This window comes from Fusibacter bizertensis (assembly GCF_029914245.1).
GTDB classification, from domain to species: Bacteria; Bacillota; Clostridia; order Peptostreptococcales; family Acidaminobacteraceae; genus Fusibacter_C; species Fusibacter_C bizertensis.
In genome coordinates this window covers 106,359-129,640 of sequence record NZ_JARYZI010000005.1, presented here as the reverse complement: position 1 = coordinate 129,640, position 23,282 = coordinate 106,359, and the positions used below count along the sequence as shown (strand labels likewise).

Annotated in this window: 18 protein-coding genes; 2 read left to right on the top strand and 16 right to left on the bottom strand. The window is 33.7% G+C overall.

The window, feature by feature from the left end; all coding sequences use genetic code 11:
• Nucleotides 1-35: 35 nt before the first annotated feature.
• The 16 genes from QE109_RS09190 to QE109_RS09115 form a co-directional block, all read right to left on the bottom strand.
• A complete protein-coding gene (locus tag QE109_RS09190; RefSeq protein ID WP_281094164.1) occupies nt 36-1,910 on the bottom strand; it encodes an ABC transporter ATP-binding protein in 1,875 nt (624 codons plus the stop codon).
• Complete coding sequence (locus tag QE109_RS09185) at nt 1,907-4,018, bottom strand: ABC transporter ATP-binding protein (protein ID WP_281094163.1); 2,112 nt, start codon at nt 4,016-4,018, stop codon at nt 1,907-1,909. The genes QE109_RS09190 and QE109_RS09185 overlap by 4 nt, the downstream gene beginning before the upstream one ends.
• Before the next feature lie 33 nt (nt 4,019-4,051).
• Entirely contained in the window at nt 4,052-4,501 is a 450-nt protein-coding gene (locus QE109_RS09180; protein ID WP_281094162.1) for a MarR family winged helix-turn-helix transcriptional regulator, read from the bottom strand.
• 285 nt (nt 4,502-4,786) lie between these two features.
• Nucleotides 4,787-7,714 (bottom strand): N-acetylmuramoyl-L-alanine amidase, encoded by a 2,928-nt coding sequence (locus tag QE109_RS09175; protein WP_281094161.1) that lies wholly within the window; start codon nt 7,712-7,714, stop codon nt 4,787-4,789.
• Between the two features lie 169 nt (nt 7,715-7,883).
• Nucleotides 7,884-8,471, bottom strand: coding sequence for a PI-PLC domain-containing protein (locus QE109_RS09170; protein WP_281094160.1), 588 nt, complete (start codon nt 8,469-8,471; stop codon nt 7,884-7,886).
• 10 nt (nt 8,472-8,481) lie between these two features.
• Complete coding sequence (locus QE109_RS09165; protein ID WP_281094159.1) at nt 8,482-9,207, bottom strand: glycosyltransferase family 2 protein; 726 nt, start codon at nt 9,205-9,207, stop codon at nt 8,482-8,484.
• A gap of 38 nt (nt 9,208-9,245) precedes the next feature.
• Nucleotides 9,246-9,638, bottom strand: coding sequence for a GtrA family protein (locus QE109_RS09160; RefSeq protein ID WP_281094158.1), 393 nt, complete (start codon nt 9,636-9,638; stop codon nt 9,246-9,248).
• Between the two features lie 3 nt (nt 9,639-9,641).
• Nucleotides 9,642-11,285 (bottom strand): NTP transferase domain-containing protein, encoded by a 1,644-nt coding sequence (locus QE109_RS09155; protein ID WP_281094157.1) that lies wholly within the window; start codon nt 11,283-11,285, stop codon nt 9,642-9,644.
• 16 nt (nt 11,286-11,301) lie between these two features.
• Entirely contained in the window at nt 11,302-12,402 is a 1,101-nt protein-coding gene (locus QE109_RS09150; RefSeq protein ID WP_281094155.1) for a class II aldolase/adducin family protein, read from the bottom strand.
• Nucleotides 12,403-12,411: 9 nt separating this feature from the next.
• Nucleotides 12,412-13,092, bottom strand: a complete 681-nt coding sequence (locus QE109_RS09145; protein WP_281094154.1) for an HAD family hydrolase — start codon at nt 13,090-13,092, stop codon at nt 12,412-12,414.
• Nucleotides 13,082-15,100, bottom strand: coding sequence for a hypothetical protein (locus tag QE109_RS09140; RefSeq protein ID WP_281094295.1), 2,019 nt, complete (start codon nt 15,098-15,100; stop codon nt 13,082-13,084). The genes QE109_RS09145 and QE109_RS09140 overlap by 11 nt, the downstream gene beginning before the upstream one ends.
• Nucleotides 15,093-16,418 (bottom strand): hypothetical protein, encoded by a 1,326-nt coding sequence (locus QE109_RS09135; RefSeq protein ID WP_281094152.1) that lies wholly within the window; start codon nt 16,416-16,418, stop codon nt 15,093-15,095. Before QE109_RS09135 ends, QE109_RS09140 begins: the two co-directional genes overlap by 8 nt.
• Nucleotides 16,419-16,578: 160 nt before the next feature.
• Complete coding sequence (locus tag QE109_RS09130; protein ID WP_281094151.1) at nt 16,579-17,109, bottom strand: ECF transporter S component; 531 nt, start codon at nt 17,107-17,109, stop codon at nt 16,579-16,581.
• 54 nt (nt 17,110-17,163) lie between these two features.
• A complete protein-coding gene (locus QE109_RS09125; protein WP_281094150.1) occupies nt 17,164-17,529 on the bottom strand; it encodes an ArsR/SmtB family transcription factor in 366 nt (121 codons plus the stop codon).
• A gap of 48 nt (nt 17,530-17,577) precedes the next feature.
• Entirely contained in the window at nt 17,578-18,486 is a 909-nt protein-coding gene (rarD, locus tag QE109_RS09120; protein WP_281094149.1) for an EamA family transporter RarD, read from the bottom strand.
• A 7-nt stretch (nt 18,487-18,493) separates the two neighbouring features.
• Nucleotides 18,494-19,474, bottom strand: coding sequence for a M15 family metallopeptidase (locus QE109_RS09115; RefSeq protein ID WP_281094148.1), 981 nt, complete (start codon nt 19,472-19,474; stop codon nt 18,494-18,496).
• 262 nt (nt 19,475-19,736) lie between these two features.
• Between QE109_RS09115 and QE109_RS09110 the strand changes: the two genes are divergently transcribed.
• Together QE109_RS09110 and QE109_RS09105 are read left to right on the top strand one after the other, a co-directional pair.
• On the top strand, nt 19,737-21,452 hold the full coding sequence (locus tag QE109_RS09110; RefSeq protein ID WP_281094147.1) for an ABC transporter ATP-binding protein: 1,716 nt from the start codon (nt 19,737-19,739) through the stop codon (nt 21,450-21,452).
• Nucleotides 21,445-23,250, top strand: coding sequence for an ABC transporter ATP-binding protein (locus QE109_RS09105; RefSeq protein ID WP_281094146.1), 1,806 nt, complete (start codon nt 21,445-21,447; stop codon nt 23,248-23,250). Before QE109_RS09110 ends, QE109_RS09105 begins: the two co-directional genes overlap by 8 nt.
• The last annotated feature ends 32 nt before the right edge of the window (nt 23,251-23,282 follow it).

The following is a 23,282-nucleotide window of genomic DNA, read 5'->3' as shown; positions in this document are numbered from 1 at the left end:
AGTTTTAAATTCACATATAAAGTTTATTTATGCGACTAGCTTGCCACTTCACTTTCAAATTGGCTGTTATATAGATTGGCATAGAATCCATCTTTAGCAAGTAGTTCTAAATGTGTTCCCTGCTCAACGATATCACCATGATTCATAACCAATATAAGGTCAGCATCTCTAATCGTTGAAAGTCTATGTGCGATAATAAAGCTCGTCCTATTCTCCATTAACCTTGACATAGCGGTCTGAATTTGTACCTCAGTACGCGTATCAACTGAACTTGTGGCTTCATCAAGTATAAGGAGTTTTGGATCTGCTAAAAATGCTCTCGCAATAGTAATAAGCTGTTTTTGTCCTTGGGATACATTAGATGCTTCTTCATTTAATAACATGTCATATCCTTTAGGAAGCATATGCACAAAGCTATCTACATGTGCTGCTTTAGCAGCTTCAACGATTTCTTCATCAGTAGCTGTTAAATTACCATATCGGATATTGTCTTTAATAGATGCATTATATAACCACGCATCTTGTAAAACCATGCCGAATTGGTCTCTCAAGTCAAATCTGCTAAATTCTTGGATATTTTTGCCATCAACTAGAATCTCTCCTGACTGGATATCATAGAAACGCATCAAGAGTTTGACCATCGTTGTTTTACCAGCACCAGTAGGACCTACTATTGCGACTTTTTGGCCTTTTTCTACTTTTACTGAGAAATTATTGATAACGGTTTGATCTGCATTATAACCAAAGTGAACATTTTTAAATTCTACTACACCATTGATATTACTTGCATCTACTGGATTTTTAGTTTCAACAATTTCTTCATTTTCATCTAAAAATTCAAAAACACGCTCAGCTGCTGCTGCTGTTTGTTGAAGGACATTTGAGATATTCGCAAGTTGCGTAAGTGGCTGAGTAAAGTTTCTTACATATTGTATAAACGCTTGAATATCCCCTACTTCTATTGCACTTTTAGCTGCAAGTGAGCCACCAAGCACACAAACTGCAACATAACCGATGTTGCCAATGATTGTCATCATCGGCATCATAATTGAAGATAAAAACTGTGATTTCCATGCTGTCTTGTAAAGATTATCATTGAACACATCAAAACGTTCGATGCTTTTTTCCTCGCCATTAAATGCTTTTATGATTACATGACCACTGAACATCTCTTCAATATGACCGTTTACATGACCAAGTTGCTTTTGTTGTTCTTTAAAAAACTTTTGAGATTGTTTTACGATGAGCATAACAAGTCCCATGGACACTGGGATTATTGCTAGTGCTACAAGAGTCATCGATCCGCTAATGCTAATCATCATTGCCAAGACACCGACTACCGTTGTAAAAGAAGTGATAATCTGTGACAAACTTTGATTCAAGGTTGTACTTACAGTATCGACATCATTTGTAATCCTAGATAAAACTTCACCATGATTTGTATCATCAAAGTACTTCAGTGGAATTCGATTGATTTTCTCAGAAATATCTTTTCTCATGTTATAACTGATTTTCATTGAAACACCAGTCATAATAAAGCCTTGAATATATGACAAAAGTGCACTCATACCATATAGACCAACCAAGGTTAAAAGGATTCCACTGATATAACCAAAATCAATTCCTGAACCAACTCCAGTGAGATTCCCCATAAAGCCTTCATAAATTTTTGTTGTTACTTTACCTAAGAGTTTCGGTCCAATAATTCCAAAAGTAGCACTACCTATTGCAAAGAATATAACCAAGATGATTCTTGCTCTATATTCTTTTAGATAACTAAGCAATCTTTTGATTGTACCTTTAAAATTCTTAGCCTTTGCACCACCGCCCATCATTCCCATGGGGCCGCCCATTCCTGGTCCTCTGCCGCGTCCTTGAGGCGCTTTATTACTTGTGTTTTTTTCACTCATGATAATTCCTCCATGCTTAACTGCGACAATGCAATTTCTTGATAGGTTTTACAATTTGCCATCAATTCTGCATGTGTGCCTTTACCAACCAATTTACCTTCATCTAAAACTAATATTTGGTCAGCATTTTTTATAGTTGATATACGTTGAGCAACTAAAATTACAGTTGCATTATTTGTCTTTGTTTTTAAAGCGGAACGTAAAGCTGAATCGGTTTTATAATCAAGTGCAGAAAACGAGTCATCGAAGATGTATACTTTTGGCTTTTTCATAAGTGCTCTAGCAATCGATAATCTTTGTTTTTGTCCACCTGATACATTACCACCACTTTGTGAAATTGGCGCAAGTATACCTTCCGGTTTTTCTTTAACTATTTCTTCAGCTTGTGCAATTTCTATAGCTTCATTGATTTGATCTAAGTTTGCATTTTCATCACCGAACAGTAAATTGCTCTCAATTGTACCACTAAACAGTGACGCTTTTTGAGGTGCGTACCCTATTACATTTCGCAGATCCTTTTGCTTAACTGATTTAATGGACACACCATCAATTTTTATTTCACCCGAAGTCACATCATAGAATCTAGGAAGTAAATTTACAAGCGTCGTTTTACCTGAACCGGTAGAACCAATAATTGCTGTAACTTTTCCAGCTTCTGCTTTAAAACTTACATTTTTCAACATTGCTTCTTCAGCACCTGGGTATTTAAACGAAACATTATCGTATTCAACGATGCCTTTGCCTTGGGTATTCATTTGAACAGGAGTAATAGGATCTAAGATTGTTTCTTCAGTTTCTAAAACTTCAGCTATACGCCCTGCACTTACAGATGCTCTAGGAATTAAGATAAACATCATAGACAGCATGAGGAACGACATGATAATCTGGATTGCATATTGCATAAATGCCATCATATCACCAACTTGCATAGTAGAACTAGCAATTTCATGTGAACCAATCCAAACGATGAGTAAAGTCGTACCATTCATTATAAGCATCATCATCGGCATCATAAATACCATAACTCTATTAACAAATAAGTTCGTGTTTGTGAGGTTTTGGTTGGCTGTATCAAATCTTTTCTCTTCAAACTTTTGAGTATTAAATGCTCTAATGACCATCATACCTGTTAAATTTTCTCTCACTACTAAGTTTAGTTTATCTACTAATTTTTGTACTGCTTTGAACTTAGGAAGTGCAATTGTAAAGACAACTGCGATTAAACAAAGTAATAAAACAACAGCAAGTGCAATGATCCATGACATTTGATTACTTTTATCAAGTGCTCTGATAACACCACCAACACCCATAATAGGTGCATAGAACACCATTCGAATCATCATTACCATTAAGGTTTGAATTTGAGTAATATCATTTGTACTTCTAGTGATCAAGGATGCGGTTGAAAACTTATCAAATTCTGCATTTGAAAAACCTTCAACTTTTGTAAAGACAGCCTTTCTTAAGTTCCTACCCATACCAGCTGCAACTCTTGAAGCAATTAAACCTACTGAAATCGAGGCAATTGCACCTAAAAGAGATATAAACAACATGATACCACCCGTTTTTAGGATGTAATTCTTTTGAATTTTTGCCACATCAAGGCCTATTGTTTTAACATACTCACTCACACCAGAAGCACCCATTTTTACGAGCATTGATTCATCTAATGCATCGATGTTAATCGGATTTTCAAGTTTCATGTTTGCAATTGTTAAAAAACTCTTTGCTACAACTACTTCAAGATCATAAAGATCTTCAGTTGAAAGATCCTTTAACTTATATACATTTTCACCTGAAAGCGCTGTGTAAGATGCTTTAATATCATTATATTCAGTAGGATTATCATTTTCAGTAATCAGTGTATAGCTATTTTCAACTATATTTCTTTCTTCTGTAGTTAACATTTGTTTCATACTATCAAGGTCACTCGCTTTAAATACATCTGGAGCTGCTTGATCAACGCCGTTGTTTTGAATCCCTACGTTGACTATATTAGACATATAGTCTGGTAATGAAAGATCTGCCATTGCTTGACCATATAAAAGCGCTATGGCTACCAGGATCATCAAAGTAAACGGCTTTAAGAATTTGATTAATTTTGTCATGTAACTCTCCTTATTTTTTTAATGTAACTTTCGCTAAAGCCTTTTTTCTTGTGCCTCTTGCATCAGTCTTTCAAGAATAGATAATGCATCTAAAATCGTTTGCAACTCTTCTTCTGTTGCTAAGTTGAGGCTTTTACCCCATATGTCACCTGGTCTTGAAAATGTTTCTGCAGAGGATTGTTTAAAGGTATCCGTCAGTCGAATGAGAATAACTCTACCATCTTCGTCACTTTTCTCTCGAAGTATAATATCGTCTCTTTCCAATCTATCTAGAATTCCAGAAACTGTACTCATGGATAACCCCATATGTTGAGATATATCACTGATCTTCAGTGACCCGAATCTCATTAAGATGCCTACTACCATCCCTTGAGGGCCTGTAAGGTTTGCATCTTTAAACAACTTGCTCATTCCTTCATGCATTGATTCTTTTATTCTTTTAACTCTACGTATGACTTCATAACTCCGTTCAAATTCGTCCATTGACAACTTCCTTTTCAAATTAAATATACTCATATTATCTACACCGTACGTAAAGCATCGTATACGATATTTCGTGTACGATGTTTCGTGTACGAAGTATATTTTAACTTAGATTGTGAAAGATGTAAATAGACTTATGTTTACAATTTACTAATTTATAATGAACTAAATGTGAACAATACGCTTTATGTAAAAAAAGTGTCTATTTTCCACAATACTATACCCATAGTTTGTAGAAAGTAGACACTTATCAAGTTGATTTGCAATTTTAATTATTTAATACGATTAATTACTTTGGCTAAAATATTTTACAATTGTCTCGCCTATGGTTTTAGCAAACATCTCTTGTTCATATGCATCTGTTAGCCATTGAAAATCACTTGGATTTGGCATAAATCCAGTTTCTATTAATACTGAAGGCGTCCAAGTTCCTCTCACAACATAAAAGTTCATATTTTTTACGCCTCTATTCACTATTGCATGCTTAGACGAAATTGTCTCTTTTAGTGAATTTGCAAAAGCTTTTGCAATAGGATCTTTGTAATAGATAGTAAAACCACGCACTTTAGATATATCTGCTGAATCATCTAAACTATCTGCATGAATTGAGATAAACAAATCTGGTGATTCAGCTCTAGACAACATCAGTCTACTATCAAGACTCACATATATGTTTTGATCACGCGTCATAATCACATCAGCGCCTAAACCTTCTAAAATTGCCTTGAGATAAAAACTATAATCTAAAACAACACCTTTCTCAGTATACAAAGTACCTAAAAGGCCAATTGCTCCCGAATCAGTTCCACCATGACCTGGGTCAATCATAATTACAGCACCCTCTAATGGAAAATTAGGATTCACAGAATATGCAGCAAATTTTTTCTTAAGCACTAATTTTACACCTTTTGTTGTATTTTCCATATAGTAACCAGCTAAACTTTCTGGGTTACTTATTTCAAATCTAACTTTCATTAGACTATTTTCTGCTATATGTTCTGAAGATTTAATTAGACTGCTATTTTGACTGCTAAATTCTGGTATCTTATAAGTGTTGGCAAAACTAATTTCAACAAATTTACCATCATAATCAACAGAACTTACAACTTGCTGAGACATATCAAAATAGATTTCTTCTTTTTTACTTGTATTACTCGTAGAAATTTTATTGATAACATTTTTACTAAGCGTTGAATTAGAAACAGAAATATCATTTGTCTTCACCCATATCCCAGAAGATAATCGTGTATAATCACCATTTTCTCCTGTTATATAGTCTTTCATCCCCTTTTGTAAAATAAAATGTGCGCCATTAGATGTAGTAGCTGACTCGTATGAATTTATAAACTCGTCATTAACTATTGCTACAAGTGGGGCACCCTCCATCGCAATTTTCACATTGACGTTTCCTGTCTCTGTATCAACAGTTCCTTTGTATGACATCTTATAAATTGGTTTTCCAAGGTCAACAATCTTAGCACTACCCGACTGAACAGGTGCTTTTATTCTCAGTGAATAAGAAGTCGAATAGAGTGCAGTAGAAGTAGTTGATTTAGTGTTTGGAATAAGGTTGTATGTTTTTCCAGCTAAAGTTGCTGTAACGGTTGCACCAATTGGCGCACGACAGTAAAACTTCAATTCTTCATCGGTGCTTATCATAGTAGCCGTTTGAGGCCATGTAGAACCTGTGATAATCTCAGGTTTTGTCATTGGTGAAGCTTGAGTAGTCGACTTAGAAACTCTTGTGATTTTGCGTGTAACTTTTTTGCCATTTTGACTGATGACAAATGTATTTACACCATTTTTGAGGGGGACATACGTACCAAAATAACCGGACATAGTTCTTATTCTAATTTCCTCACCATTGAGGTAAACAGGATAATTAACATCTGATGCACCTCCGATGAAATAAAAACTACTTGTAGTCGTTACATCCTTCACTGGGCGACCAATAACGAGCAATTTTTGTACAGAACCTATACCATTGCTATTATTATGAACTGTTAATAGATTAGACAAATCCATATTATCCTTAAAAAAAGCATATCTGAAATAGATGCTCCCCTTGATCTGAGCATAAGATTTATTTAAAGTGAGTTGTCTCGAAATTTCATCCACACCATACCAAGGACTAGTTACATCTTTATCTCCAACTCTATATGCAGCTTGTCCAATGTATAGATTCGCTTTTGAATCCTTTGCGGCGTCTGCCCACCATGCTACAAGCTTGCTATAATCTGCCGCATTGTATCCGATATTCCAGTATAATTGTGGCGCTAAATAATCTACCATATTTGTTTGAAGCCATTTTTTTGTATCCGCATATTGGCTATAATATGACTCAAAACCATTAGTATCGCTACCCTCTTTGTTATTTTTAGCGTTTGCCCATATTCCAAAAGGACTTACACCAAACCTTACTTGAGGTTTTTCTTCTTTTATTGCAGTATATACATCGTTAATTAAAGCATCTACATTATTGCGGCGCCAGTCAGAAAGTGAGTTAAAGTTTGCACCATATTTTTTATATGCATCTCCATCATTAAAACTCGTACTTGGATAGAAGTAATCATCAAAATGAATACCATCTACATCATAATTACTTACAATTTCCATAATACTCTCTACTATATGTTCTCTAACTTCTGGTAATCCAGGATTAAAATATAAATTACCATCAGTATGTTCAACCACCCACTGTGGATGTAACTTTGCAGGGTGATTACTTGCTAGACTACTATAATCATAAGATGGCTCTGAACCATTTTTTCTTGTAATTCTATATGGGTTTAACCATGCATGAAGTGCAATGTTACGCTTGTGTGCTTCATCGATCCAAAACTTTAATGGATCAAAATCATCAGACGGTGCTACACCCTGTTTACCTGTAAGGTATTTAGACCATGGATAAATTTTAGATTGATATAATGCATCTGCTGAGGGACGAACTTGTAATACAATAGCATTAATTCCCATGATCTGTGCTTTATCCAATATCTCAATGGCTTCTTTTTTAAGTGTGGCACTATCAGTTGTAGCTTTACTTGGATAATCAAGGTTTAAGACCGTAGCAACCCAAAGCCCTTTAAAATCGTTATTAATTTCCTCTAATCGGGTATCGGTAAGTGTGCCCGCATAGGATGGGCTTGCATTGTTGGAAAATAGAATCAGTGTCAAAAAAAGTATGAAAATTATTGCGTTTCTATTTTTCATAAGTGTCTCCTCCTCATAAATCGTTGTAAAGTTACAGCTTTATTTTATCTTATAATCTTTCATTTGTGGCAATTTGTATCAACACTTAATTTCTTTGTAATATATATGAAATGATAGTTGAATATTTTAAAATAAAAAAAAGTAGCGGCATAAATCGCTACAATTATAATTACTTCCATCGATGAAAATTGTATAATTTTGTACATATAGCATCCCAAACGATACCTTGAGCATCACTATAGGTCTTATAGGCTTCTATTGCTTCATCTCTCCCTTGCAATTCAGGTGAAACTAAGCATATTTTGTAGCCCAGTGCCTTTATTTCATTATATATAACTTGATCTATTGGAAGATATGAGAAACAATCAACCCATATCCATTTGACCTTGCCAGCCATTTTTCTAATCGTATCCAACCCTTCAAACTCAGAGAATCTAATGGCAATATTTTGCTCACCTTCATTTGAAAGCAAATAAATCATAGGAAAAGACGAATCTAAGAAAAAGTACTGCTCAATGTTATATTTTTTAATTAATTCCAATACTTTATGTTCGATTCGCTCACTTTTAATATTTAATATCATTGTCCCATGGTGATAATGCTTCAGATAATCTTCAAACTTTTCACCAATAACAAATGGATCATGAGATATGATGATTTCTCCATTTTGATCTCTAAGGTCTAATTCTACACCACAAGTTTCCGGTGTTTCTTTAAGCGCTTTAATAGTATTAACTCTATGACTTATAAATTCCACTATAATCTCCCTATTCTAAATTTTGTGTTTTTAATTCTGACTTAAGTAAACGACTAAAAGATAAAGTTCTTTTTATGAACTTCCATTTTGCTTTTAAAGTTTGATCATTCCACTTTGATTCACCGTGAATTCGGTCCGTAAACAGCACCTCAAAACGTTCAACTTTTAAATCATATTCTCTTGCCATTACATACATATAAAGATCCAATGAAAAGTCATCAGGAAAAAAAGCTAATCTATCAAAGAAAACTTTTGGGAAAATATTAGGTTGTGCATTGATATCCCATAATTTCATCTTAAAATTAACACTCTCGTAAAGACTCATTCCCACAGTAAAGACAACATCTATGAGTGGTCTCTTTTTTCTCAGTCCTTTATAATATATATTTTTAGGTTTATCCGTATCTTGTGCGCAAATCATATCGTAAACAAGAGCTACATCTCTTGGATCAGTTTGCATATCAGCATGAGTCCAGCCAATGTAATCACCACTTGCAGATTTTAAGCCTGATACAATCCCAAAGCCATAACCTCTATTTATAGGAACTGATACGAGTTTTGCAAAATTATAATTTGGGACTAAATCTTCAAATACCTCGTTACTGCCATCAGTGGAACCGTTATCGACTAAGATCACGTCAATCGAACGATCTTTAATAACTTCAGAAAAACGATTTAAAATAAGTGGAATATTGTCTTTTTCATTATAGCAAGGGACAACAATTGAAAGTTGCATTTGTTTTCCTTTCTAATTACTTAGATTTTATTGTATGATTATCCTATTTTTTTAAATACCCAAAATTTCTGTCCTATATAGTTAACAATGATACTTGTTCCAGTTGCAAATGAAAAGCCTAACAGCGCAATTTCACTAATATTTAAAACAAAAGCATTAATCACGACATTTAACGAAAAGCTAAATGCATATAAAACTGTAAATTTGATCAGTGCTATATGAGTATGATGAGATTTACCGGCATCAAAAGTCCATGCTCTATTGATTAAAAAAGCTAATAAAGCTCCTGAAATATATGAGATTCCCTTAGAAATCGAAGGATTAACCTCAAAAATAAGGTAAAGCATCATGTATATTAAAAAGTCAGTTGCAACTGCACTTAAACCTGACACGAGATATCTAACAACCTCTAGTTCAAACCACTTTTTCATTATTTACCTATTTTCTTGCTGAAATGCATAAAATTTCTCATTCCACTCTTGTACCTTTAACGGATTAAAGCTTGGGTCTAGTTCAATCCTATACGGATGAAAATTAGATTTATGAAAGAAACTTTGCCAATAACTGTACGTTTTGTAATCATTAGGAGTCCCCCAACTCTCATAATCACAAGTCAAAACATAACCCGTTACATGAAGTTCATTTAGTATTCCCATAATTGAATCTATATAGAATTCATTGTTTACCCTTATATTATGTTCTTTTAAATACGCCACACCATCTACAAAGTATTTTGCTTTAGCAAAATAAAATGCACCAACAATTGCATGATCTTTTGTTGGATTTTCTGAGAGCGGTATTTTTACTGAGACGTCTTTTATACAGCCAGTATTGTCAGTTTTTATATACCCATAACCCTTTGGATTTGCCCCTACTGTGGGATTATTTTTAAAAGTAAAACAGATGACATCGCAATTTTGATCAGCCATTAAACGACGGTATTTCTCTTCGTCTATTATAAGTCCATTATCACAAGCCGCAATTAACAATGGTTTTTCGAGGTCTCCAGCATTTATACCTAAGGATGCCGTAATCGCTTGTCCTTCAGTAACGTGATTCAATTTCAAGATCTTTGCTCCCGAGTATTCTGACTTTAGAACATCGTCAATTCCATATGCGTCGCAATGTTTTTCAAGAACTATAAACCTTGCATTATCCGACTTTGGATAGCTATCAAAAGCTTGTAAAATCATTGGCTTACCAGAAATTTCAATGAGCGGCTTAGGTGTGATATAGCCTTCATTACTAAACCTTGAACCTTCCCCTGCTAAGGGGATTAGATTGATCACATCTGGGTTAGTAGCATGATACGGTTTATTATGAATTAGTTTTTTAAAATAGTTCGAATGATACAAATAATCTTCTACATCCTCAGGTGTTCCCCACTGGAGCATATGTTGTATTTCATAGATGGATACCTTTAACTGATCTTGTATCAATAAGTTGTAAACAACAGATACATAAAACTCACCATTTAAATTTAAATCTCTTTCAACTGTTAAATCAAAATATTTCTTGAGTAATTTACCACTTTTAAAATAATATGTTCCTGACGAAGCGTATTCTGCCATTCGATTATCAGTAAATGGCTTTTTCTCTTGAATTTCTAACATCCATTGTTCATGATCCCGCATAAATGCATAATTTGTTGTTCCAAGCATATGAGGATGAAAACCTTTGTATGCCGGTATCGCACCATCCGCATCACGCTCTCTGGTATGCGCCAAAAAATCTTGATAATTCCAGTAACAACCGAAATCACAGTAATTAACAATTACTTCTTCATCAGCATCAATATATGTGTATGCCTGTTGTACTGCATATATTGGTCCAAGTTTATGTGGCTCAATTGCAATAATTCTACCCTTTGGCGCAATTCTATTCAAAATTGCCTTCATATTCGTCGTTTCTAAATGATCCTTTGCACAGATAAATATAAACTCATCTTCACCAGGAAACATGTCGACAACATGTTCTATAATGGGCTTTCCATCTACTTCAATCAATGGTTTCGGTACTTTATAGCCTTTGTTTATAAAACGCTGTCCTCTACCAGACATAGGTATAATAATCTTCATGAAAAAACCATCCTAACTATAATTTTTTTCGATACTTTTCAGCTTCCCAGTTGAGAAGCTCATATATTTGAGCAACTTCAAGCAAGTTAAGTTTTTCACCTAATTGCTCATCTAATAAAAATTGAATTTTAAGTACATCTTGAATCTCTAAACATTTTTTTATGGTCGTTGCTACAAAATATAAATTCTTTTGATAAACAATGATTTTAGGAAAATCATTATATTTGATCTTATATGCTTCAATGTGATCAATCAGTTGATCATAGTTCTCAGAGTAAATTGCCTCAGGACCACAGAAAACAACTGCATCAGGAAATGATAATCGAAGACGCTTAAACCTTACTAAATCACGATCCTCGTTTAATCTCACAAAAACTTGCAAATTATCGAAAGAAGATGCAAATGCTCTTTTGATATCAATGATTTGTCTGTATGAAGAAGATGTCTCCACAGGTAAAACCATTTGCTTTAACAAGTAATCTTCACTCTTAGTATAGAGTTGCTCTACTTGCTCAAGATCATCTGCAGCAATAATAATACCGTGATTTTTCAAAAGTATGATCTGAGGTGTTTTATGATATACAGCTTTATACATATTCAACTTTTGTTGAAGTTCGAGTGCTAGTTTCATGCCAGGTTTTTCATAGCCTACACATAGAAAATCATGGTCGTAGGTGTTTGGTTTGTCAAATTGATGTGCAACCCTTTTACTATAATCCTCAGTAGATGTATAACGCAGTGCTGCAAATGAATGTAGATGTAGCACATGTTTAAACGGTAAAAGTGCATGCAGATATGTTTCAATCGACGGACGTAATTTAGATAAATTCGCCTCATTTACCATTTGATTTTGTAACGATTCATCATCAATTGAAATTATATTCTTCTGGACGCCATCAACAATTGCGATTATTTTATCTAAATCAATTATACTAAAGCCACTTTTATCATCTACTTCAGACATTAGAAAACCCGATGCTTTAATCATCATTTTTTTTGTACTTTCATTTTCAAGTAAATACTTTGTCGATGCATTTCCTCCGCCTGCTTGTATCAAATCCACAGCATCAGAATATTGATGACAAAGTGCAATAAATTCTCGACTTATTGATCCCATATCGCTCTCCTATTCTAACCAATGAATAATGTCAAAAAAACTATTAAACGGATGAATCCCCTTACTTAAATCTTCTAAATCAGAATTGCCTTTATATAAGATACTGTCTATACCACATGCACTTGCACCCAAACAGTCCTTTTCATAGGAATCTCCTATCATTATAACTTCACTGGCTTTTAGACCAAGTTTCTGTAGACCTAAAGTAAATATAAATGGATGAGGTTTTTCAACACCAGCTTCTTCTGATGTAACTAGGTGCGTAATCCATTGATCCATGTCTAACTTTATGATTTTGTTGTACTGTGCCATAGCAGTAAAGTCTGTAATGATACATTTGGGTAAATCAATTTCCTTTAGGAATTCCAAAGCAAAGGGTTCAGGCTTTATCAAGCTATAAAACAGTTGCCAATAATTAGACTCAAGTTTTAATGTTAATGAAAAATCAAAAGCACCAACTTCCTCAAGCATTCTTTGAAAATACAAAATTCTACTATGGGAAGATGCCGTTCCATGTAATTTAATATGATTGCTCTTTTTAGCTAAACTAAAGATGCGCTTTGCATCGCTAAACGTTAATCCCGTTTCTTTTGAGAAAAGAGTAAGTGTATCAGTCAAGGCTTCTTCATGTGCAACGTCATAATTATAAAGTGTGTTATCAAGATCTAGCAATATGCCTTTATAATTCATTTTCTTCTCCTTTTTTGAAATGATGACTTAACAAAATCAAAGTAAATAATTGAATCATACCTTGATAACCATTTTTCCATATGATCTCATGTCCATTGATTAGTTCATCAATATTTTCAATATAGCTTTCTGCAATAAGTTTTAAAACATCTTTAGGAACTTCATTCTCAAATATTATGTGCTGAAAGCTCATATCGGTATCATAAAAATGAGTACTTTCAAATCCAATTTCTTGAATTCGCTCTAAAATACCTTCAACTTCAACATCTAGTGATAATTTGATTTTAAGTTTTAATCTTGGATTATCATCACTACCAACTTGGAAAAGATCATCCGTAAAAAATTGTATAATTAGGTCTGCATAATTCATTTGCGGATGAATATACAACTGTGCATCTTCTTCTCTTGCTTCAATTTGAGCTGTAATTTGTTCGGCAGAATACCCTCTCGTAGCAATATCTCTTCTGATTTTCCAGTGTCTTCTAAGTGATTCCTGCGTATCAAGGTATATCTTGATATCAATCAGCTTACGCGTCTGTGGCAAATAAAACGGATGCAGACCTGCTACGATGATAAAATCATTAGCATATACTTTTAAAGGTTCTGAAAAACCGCCAGTATCATGATTGTACTCTACTCGCTCAATATTGGAACCGTTCTTTAGTGCTTTTAAATACTGCGCTTGGCGGTATAGATAATTTGCTTTGGGATTAAGATGTGTTATATTTTCCCAGCTCTGATCGCCACGTCCCCATTTATGATCACCATCTGATTCAATTGGCACTATATTTTCAGCACCTAATAATTGAACTATACTTTGTTTAACTGTTGTTTTACCAACGCCAGAATCTCCACCAATACCAATTAGAGTTGCATGTTCTTTTTTCTTATATACTCGGTTAGACTTAATCCCGTATTTATAAAGAACGTATACAACAAACATCAACACACCTTCAAAAGTAGTAAAAACAAGATTTTTATGTTGTAAATTCTCTAAATACGGCGCATATAGAAAAGTAATAAGATACATAGTTGAAAACAATGCACTTAAAGCATATGCGATTTTAACGCGATCTAATAAACTTATAAAGAGTACTGAACAAAGGACAAAACTCCATACATACCAATTTTCAGAGGGTGGAACAAGCAACACAAATACAGAATAAACAACTGCTAAAAAATTGTGTAACAGATCCTTATTTACTTTCTCATACATCAGAAAACGTGCATAAATTACTAATACTGCGAGATAAGCAACGTATAACTGATAGTTACCCATGTTTAATGAAAGATCATATAGTAAACTTTGTTGAGGATTAAGATAAACCATACTTATATAACTCAAACTAAATGTAAATGGTGCTGATATAAAAACCACTACACCTAGAAAAGACGCAATTGAAGTTGCAATAATCTTAAAGCGGTCTCTTTGTATGTTTCGATATAAATAAACCAATATAAGAGGTAAAGCAAAAAGCATCGGAATTTTGACACTAAACCCAAGTGCAAGCGCTACTGACATAGATATATAATGACGCTTTTGAAGATGATAAAGTGACAGGAGTAAAAAGAATATTGCGATCAAATCCAAGTGTCCAAGAAAAAAGGATGCATATATAACAACGGGTGACAACAGAAAAAAGTAAATGATCTTCCATGCTTTTTTAGGAAACATCTTATTCAGTACTAAAAAACAACCAAGATCCGCTGCTAAGATCGGTAGCGTATAAAGTAAATTTCTTAGCCATTGAGGTGCAGTGCCAAAAACGGATAATAAAAGTTGCATGAATTTATATACATATAGCATGAGTGCTGGATATGGAAATACAGAATAATCTCCATTTGCATAGAAAACTTCCCAAGGAGAAGTACCTATCGAGAAAGTACTTACAAAATCGAAAACAGAGTCCACTTGCGCACGATTGATCAAAACAGTTCCTATTATTAACTTTATGGTCGTGATTAAGACGATAGATAAGAATATCTTGTTTTTAATAAGTTTATTCATTTTCAATAGTTCGCTCCTGTTTTAAAGGTATTTCGAATATAATAAATACAGCTGCAAAAAAAGACCATAGCAAAGGCTCTGCCATATATCTCGCTTGAATTTCAAATATACTATGGAGCATCATAAATGCCAAATAGATTGTAAACGGTATAAATGCGCCTCTAATCTTATATCTGATTCTAAACATGATACATGCCAATATCAATAAACTGGTAATCCATTTAAAGGTCTTAACCCATCCCTCTTCTACTTTTTCATAATGTCTTGTGATTTCTAAGTCAGACACAGTATAATCTCTATATTTAACGCCAAATGCAAGTGTTTCCCTAAAAGAAAATTCATCATAATTTATGACGGCTTCTAGTTTACAAAAAATAATATCCAAAATATAACTTTTGCTCTTTACACTCAAATGTTTGGAGATTACATCAACTAACGGTAAATCGATTTCTTCTAGTGTTTTATCATAAGCTTCTCTTGTCCATCTACCACACATTGAACCTACTTCTGTATCTAATAGGCCAGTGTAGAGTTGTAATCGGCCTTGTCTCGCCACATCTAGCGGACGATCTGACTGACTTCTAAGTGCGAGCTCAGATATTGCAGCAAAAAAAACCGCAATGCATACAGTCAAAATGACAGCCCTTAAAACGCTGTCTTTCGTCAATTTTTTAATATTAAATAATATCGTGAAGCCTACAATAATACCAAGTGCCAAACCAGTTTTTACTCTTAAAGCCACAGCTAAAAATATAGCGATACCACTTAGAATAAGCCAAAGTTTAGATTGGGGCTGATCACTATTCTTTGATAGTTGACTAGTCAGATACAAACTAAAAAAACGTGTTGCCGCAATAAGTAAAGCTACGTTTGGAAAATCAGCATTTACCATACCAGCATAACCGGTATTCCAAAGTGCAAACATTGCAAATCCAAAAGTTGCAAATAACTGTCCACCTAATTTATACCATATATTCTTCTGTTTAACGCCTAACCAAGTGGTGGTAAAAACAAGTATTAAAAAATTTGAATTTACAACTAAAGCAGACCAATAAGGCTGAATCCCAAAGTATTTAAACGGTGCATATATAAAACCAATAATACCACCTTTATGGTATATGGATAAATCACTCGCAAGGTTCCAATAATAAATAAAATCACTTGTTGGCATAGGTCGAATAGTAGAAACTACATCATAAGATAATTTAAGAAAATATACCAGCACAAATGAATGTAGAATAAATAGTATATAATCGACGATCTTTGCTTTAGAAATAACTTTAGAAAATGCTTTAAATATTGCCTTATAAAATCTCATTTAACGCCCCTTTAATGATATTGATTAAACACCTAATTATAACATAAGGAAAGGCTTATAAACAGCGATAATCACTAGATTCTGCTATGAATTCATTACAAAAAAAACTGCTAATGGACCTAATATTAAGACGAATCCATTAACAGCATAATTTTATATGTTATTTTTCTTGATTTTTTAAGTAGCCTGACAAATAGTGAGCTATAATCACTGCTAAAACGCCACCAATTAGGGCTGTATATAGTTGAGGTAAAGAAAATGCAGCGATAAGTTTAGGTGGTACTTTCTCAACAAATAATACAACTAAATATCGTATTGATATCGCCAAAAAGCTTGCTTTAACTACGGCTGCAAGAACCACACCTATCCAAGCACCAAATTTGTGAAACTTTCCTTTGAATAAAGAAAAAGTCAATACTAGCAAGGTATTTGCTATCATGATAAATGGAACGACTGGTAAAAGTGGCATAATACCCAAGAAAAATGCAACTAGCGGCGTCAAGCAACCAATGATTACAGCTGATATTGGACCCACTACAATTGCTGCGATAATCAAAGTCATATTGACTAAAGGTCCTACTGCTGGCTGTGCAAATTGATTAAAACCAACTTGAAAAATTAAAGCTAGAGACAAAAGAACTGCTGTCCTCGTTAATGTCAACATCGTTTTGTTTCGTTCATTAGAATTCATAGAATGCTCCCCTTATTTACCTAAATTTAGTCTTTCATCGTAAACTTTGTAATCTTACTCGGCGTTGTGAACAAGACCTAGACCAATAATTTGCTTAACATGATCATCGTCTAACATATAATATACCACTTTGCCTTCTTTTCGCGATTTAACAAGTCTAGCTTGTTTTAAAACTCTCAATTGATGTGATATTGCACTTTGAGTCATACCCAAAAGAAAAGCAATATCGCATACACAAAGTTCAGAAACTGAAAGTGCAGACAATATTTTTACTCGTGTTTGATCACCAAAAACTTTAAAAAAATCTGCTAATAGACCTAAGTCATCATTAGATGGAATCACTAATTTCACTTTATCAATTGACTCTTGATGAATGACATTACACTCACATCTATCTTCACTTTGATTTTGTTTTTTCATGTTTACCTCAGTTCATATTTTATTTATTCTATTATAAAATCTAAGGCTTTAGATTTCAACCTTTACCGATGGTGTTTTTGCTTTTACAAGTCGAACTTGTGAATAAGAGAAAAACACAAGTCCGATCCAAATAATGATAAATGGAATAAATTCAACCACTCCAAAGGGCTCATCAAATACATATATTCCTAAGAATAGTGCTATAGTTGGTGCGATGTATTGCAAAAATCCAACAACATTAAGCGGTAAGCGTTTTGTACTTTCAGCATACATAAGTAATGGTGTGGCAGTAACTATACCACTGGTTGCAATTAATAGCCAAAACCAACCAGATAGATTACCTGATATCCCTACACCACTTGTTTCAACATTAATCAAATATATCAAAGATGGAATTCCTATGACAAAAGTCTCAAAACCAAGGCCCATTAATGATGGTAATGCTGACTTCTTCTTTAATAATCCATAAGCTGCAAAACAAAATGCAAGTACGAGTGCAATGATTGGTATGCGTCCATATAATATGGTTTTAAGTAATACACCAACACCTGCAAATGTTAAACCAATCTTTTTATATTTATCTAGTTTCTCCTTGAAAAAAATTGCTCCAAATAAAGTGAGTATCAAAGGGTTCATATAATAGCCCAAACTTGTTTCGATGACATAATTGTTATTGACAGCCCATATATAAAGCAGCCAGTTAATTGATATAAAAATTGCTGGCAGGGCAATTCTGCGCCATTGTACGGGCGATTTTATAATATGGACTAACTTTGAAAAATCACCTTTTACTAGCATCAATACAGTCACAAAAACAAAAGACCAGACAACGCGTTGTGAAAAAATTTCATATGGTGTTATTGCTTTTACAAGTTTCCAGTATAAAGGGAGTAAACCCCATATTACAAATGCTAGCGCCCCCATCAAGAGACCTTGAATATAATTTTTTTTATCCAATTTTCACCTACTTTAGCAAGAATTTTGCATAATATTCATCATATGTTAGCCCTGACTCATATACTTTCGTAGCCAGTTCAACACCTAGATATCTATAATGCCATGGTTCATACATATAACCAGTGGTTGATTCTTTTCCCTCAGGATATCTTAAAATAAAACCATATTGATGTGCATGATCTTGCAACCAAACAAACTCTCTCGTGTTTTCAAAAGATTGAGAAACATCATTAATATCAATTGCTAAACCCGTTTCATGTTCAGAATGTCCTGGTCGTGCTGAAAAACGATCGGCTGCTGCTTGTCCATTATTGGCTTTATATTTGTTATAAAGTCTCTCTTGATAAGCGTAAGTACGATAAGCAGATATAATTTTTATCGTGAGCTCTTCTTTTTTTGCCTCATCAGACATTTTGATAAATGCATCCAATGCATTTTGAGATAATTTATATTCTTTTCCATCATTTACAAAGTAACCATTTGTCACATTCACTAAATTTTCAGGTGTAAAATTACTTGATAATTGATAATACTTATTACAAATTACATTTAATACACTTGGTTCAGTTACAGGAATTATATTTGTATAAAAATCAAAATCATGATTCATATTAACCGCCAAAACTATTTCCTCTGCAGTTTTAGAAAGATGCGAATTCAGGTATGCATTATATCTTTGTTCGTTTTTTTCAATATAATAGGGAATCTTTGAAAAATCCATACTTGCCTCCTGTTGTCTTGTTGACTCTGAACTGGTTGACTCAGCGCTACCTACTTCTATAGTAGTTTCAGTCGTTCCGGCATCAGCTTCACCACTCTGGGTTTCATCTATTGAATTTTGTTCATTGGTGATAGGATGAGTCGTTTCTATTAGAGCACTATCATTTGAAGACATCTCGGTACTTTCAATTAATTGACCATCAATTTCTTGATTTGAATTTATAGTATTCTTAATCAAACTAAAAATAAAAATTAATAAGATGATCATTATAAGAATGATAACTAATCTTCTATAAAGATATTTCGATGATAGAAATTTTTGGAGTTTATTCTTTTTTGCCATTATAATTTTGTCCTTTCAATTGATGAAATATTAATTGTGTCATTATTGGTTCATTTTCCTTCATTACATTATAGCTTATGTAACCATGAATGACATTAAAAATTTGTGAATTTCAGACACTTTGACATAATCTTTCGGGTATGGTAATATTTTTTTAACATAACTCTACTTTGTTTTCGGAGGTTTTATGAAACGCATAATTTCATATCTTAAACCCTATCTACCTAAAATGACGATAGGACTTTTAATAAAATTTACAGGTACTATTATGGATCTTTTGATTCCTTGGATTTTAGCACATATGATTGATAAAGTTGTGCCCCAAAAAGACATTAAACTTATTATATACTGGGGTCTTGCCATGGTTTTTTGTGCAGCACTTGCTATCGTAGCCAATATTACAGCGAATCGAATGGCAACAAGAGTTGCTGCTGAAACAACAAGAAAAGTAAGACACGACCTCTTTGAAAAGATAACATATCTTTCTTGTGGTCAAATTGATAATTATACAGTTCCCTCTCTCGTGTCAAGACTTACATCCGACACTTATCATGTACATAGAATGATCGGTATGATGCAAAGATTAGGTGTTAGGGCGCCTATTTTACTACTTGGAGGAATCATAGTTACCATTTCAATTGATCCCGTCCTGTCATTAGTACTTTTAGGTATTCAACCCTTTATCTTTTTAACTGTATTTTATGTATCAAAGAAAGGGATACCACTATACAATAAACTTCAACAATCTGTAGACCAGATGGTTCGAGCACTCCGTGAAAATATCACTGGTGTGCGTATTATTAAAGCGCTAGCAAAAACCGATTATGAAAAAGATCGTTTTGCATCGGTCAGTTCCGAAGTAGTTAAACGTGAAAAAAAAGTTGGTATGACAATGGCGCTTACTAATCCAGTGATGAATTTATATCTTAACTATGGCTTAACAGGAGTGATACTCATGGGTGCCTATCGCGTTAATGCAGGACTATCTCAACCTGGTGTTGTCATAGCTTTTTTAACTTATTTCACTATTATTTTAAATGCAATGCTATCAATAAGCAGAATTTTTGTTTTGGCATCTAAAGGACTTGCTTCGTTTAACCGAATTATAGAAGTGATAGACACACCGGAAGATCTTACAATAGAAGATATACCACCTACTCCTTCAGCGTACCATATTGAATTCAAGAATGTTACCTTTTCATATCATAAAAACCAAGCCAATCTCAGAAATATAAGTTTTAGCTTAAAAAAAGGAGAAACACTTGGGATTATCGGACCGACGGGTAGTGGAAAATCAAGTATACTTAAACTTTTGCTAAGGTTTTATGATACTGATGAAGGGGAAATATGTATTAACGGTCGCAATGTCAAATCAATTCCAAGAAAAGAGCTACATAAAATGTTTGGTATCGTTTTTCAAAACGATATATTATTTGCAGATAGCATCGCTGAAAATATTGATTTTGGAAGAGGATTACCTTTAGAGAAAATTATGTTTTCTACAGACTTAGCTCAAGCGGGAGAATTCATTGATACACTAGAAGCGCGGTGGAACCACAGACTTACAAACAAAGGTTCTAATCTCAGTGGCGGTCAAAAACAACGTATACTTATTTCTCGTGCATTGGCTGCAAATCCAGAAATTTTGGTATTGGACGATTCTTCTAGTGCACTTGATTATAAAACTGATGCACAACTTAGAAATTCACTTAACCAACATTTTGAAGATACAACTACAGTAATTGTTGCACAGCGTATTAGTTCCATTATGCATGCACGTCATATCATTGTGCTAGAAGATGGAGAAATCATAGGTAGTGGATCACATCAAGAACTCATGAAAAATTGTAAAAGCTATCAAGAAATAAGTATATCTCAGATGGGAGGTGCATCACTTGACTAGAGCTGACAGATCACCTACTCCAAATAAATCAACAGAATATACACCCAAAAACAGAAGAAAAATACTGTTTAGATTAACAAAATACCTCTATGCATATAAATTATATATTTTGCTTGCTTTAATTCTCACTTTTACAAGTAATATTTTGTCCTTAATAGGACCTTCTTTAGCGGGATCTGCCATTGATGCCTTTGGGACTTCACTGGGCCAAGTAAATTTTCCAAAAGTTTTTGGTTATATTATAACCATGTTAATCTTATATGGCTTTTCAGCTCTGTTGTCTTACTTATTAGCGATCTTAATGATTCAACTTAGCCAAAAGGTTGTCTATAAGATGAGAAAAGATGTTTTCGATCGACTTGCTGATTTACCTGTAGGATATTTCGATCAACATCAAACAGGAGATATCATAAGCCGAGTTACTTATGACATTGACACAATTAACACTTCACTCTCCAATGATGTGATTCAAATTTTTACAAGTTTAATTACAGTTGTTGGTTCACTTACTATGATGATCATCATTTCACCTCAACTTGTTTTGGTTTTCCTTTTGACAATTCCAGCCTCCATCGCTTTCACACGATTTATGACTCAAAAGACTAAACCTCTGTTTCGAAAAAGGTCAGGCAAGCTAGGTGAACTAAATGGTTTTGTAGAAGAAGTTATTTCTGGTCAAAAAGTTATCAAAGCATATCATCAAGAAGATGTAATGATTGAACGTTTTGATATAAAAAACGATGAAGCAGTGGAAGCTTTTTACAATGCAGAATACTACAGCAGTACTGTTGGTCCAACCATTAACTTTATTAATAACCTTTCACTCAGTTTAGTCAGTGTTTTTGGGGCTATTTTATACCTGCTTGGTCAATTGACCATAGGAAATGTCTCTTCATTTGTGCTCTATTCTAGAAAATTTTCAGGACCAATTAACGAACTTGCTAACATCATCAGTGAATTACAATCGTCACTTGCTGCTGCTGAGCGCGTTTTTAAAGTTATCGATGAAATACCCGAAAAAGAAGATGCAATTGATGCTATTAATATGTCTGAAGTAGAGCTCAAAGGTAACATCACTATAGAAAATTTAACGTTTGGGTACAATGATGAAAAAATTATTATTGACAATCTTAACCTTCAAGCCAAAAGTGGTGACTTAATAGCAATTGTAGGACCTACTGGTGCTGGAAAAACAACAATTATTAATCTTTTAATGCGTTTTTACGATCCTCAAAGCGGAAAAATATCCATTGATGGACATGACATTAAATCAGTTACTAGAAAGAGTTTAAGACAGTCATTTGCAATGGTTTTACAAGATACTTGGTTGTTTCAAGGCACAATATACGAAAATATAGCTTACGGAAAACCTAACACCACACTAGAAGATGTCATCAAGGTTGCTAAAGCCGCTAAGATTCACAATTATATAACCCACTTGCCTAATGGTTATGAAACCCTACTGAACGAAGAGGGAATCAATATATCACAGGGTCAAAAGCAGTTACTCACAATAGCAAGAGCAATGTTACTTGATGCAAAGATGTTAATACTTGATGAAGCAACATCAAACGTTGACACACGTACAGAATTACAAATTCAAGAAGCTATGTATGATCTAATGAAAGGTAAAACAAGTTTTGTTATCGCACATCGACTTTCTACTATTCAAAATGCAGATACTATATTAGTAGTTAACAATGGTCTAATCGTAGAACATGGAAAACACACTGATTTACTTTCGTTAAAAGGACTTTATGCTGAAATGTATTATAGTCAATTCTCATCTCAAAACTAAACAACTCTATCAATTTCAATCCGTAAAAAAGC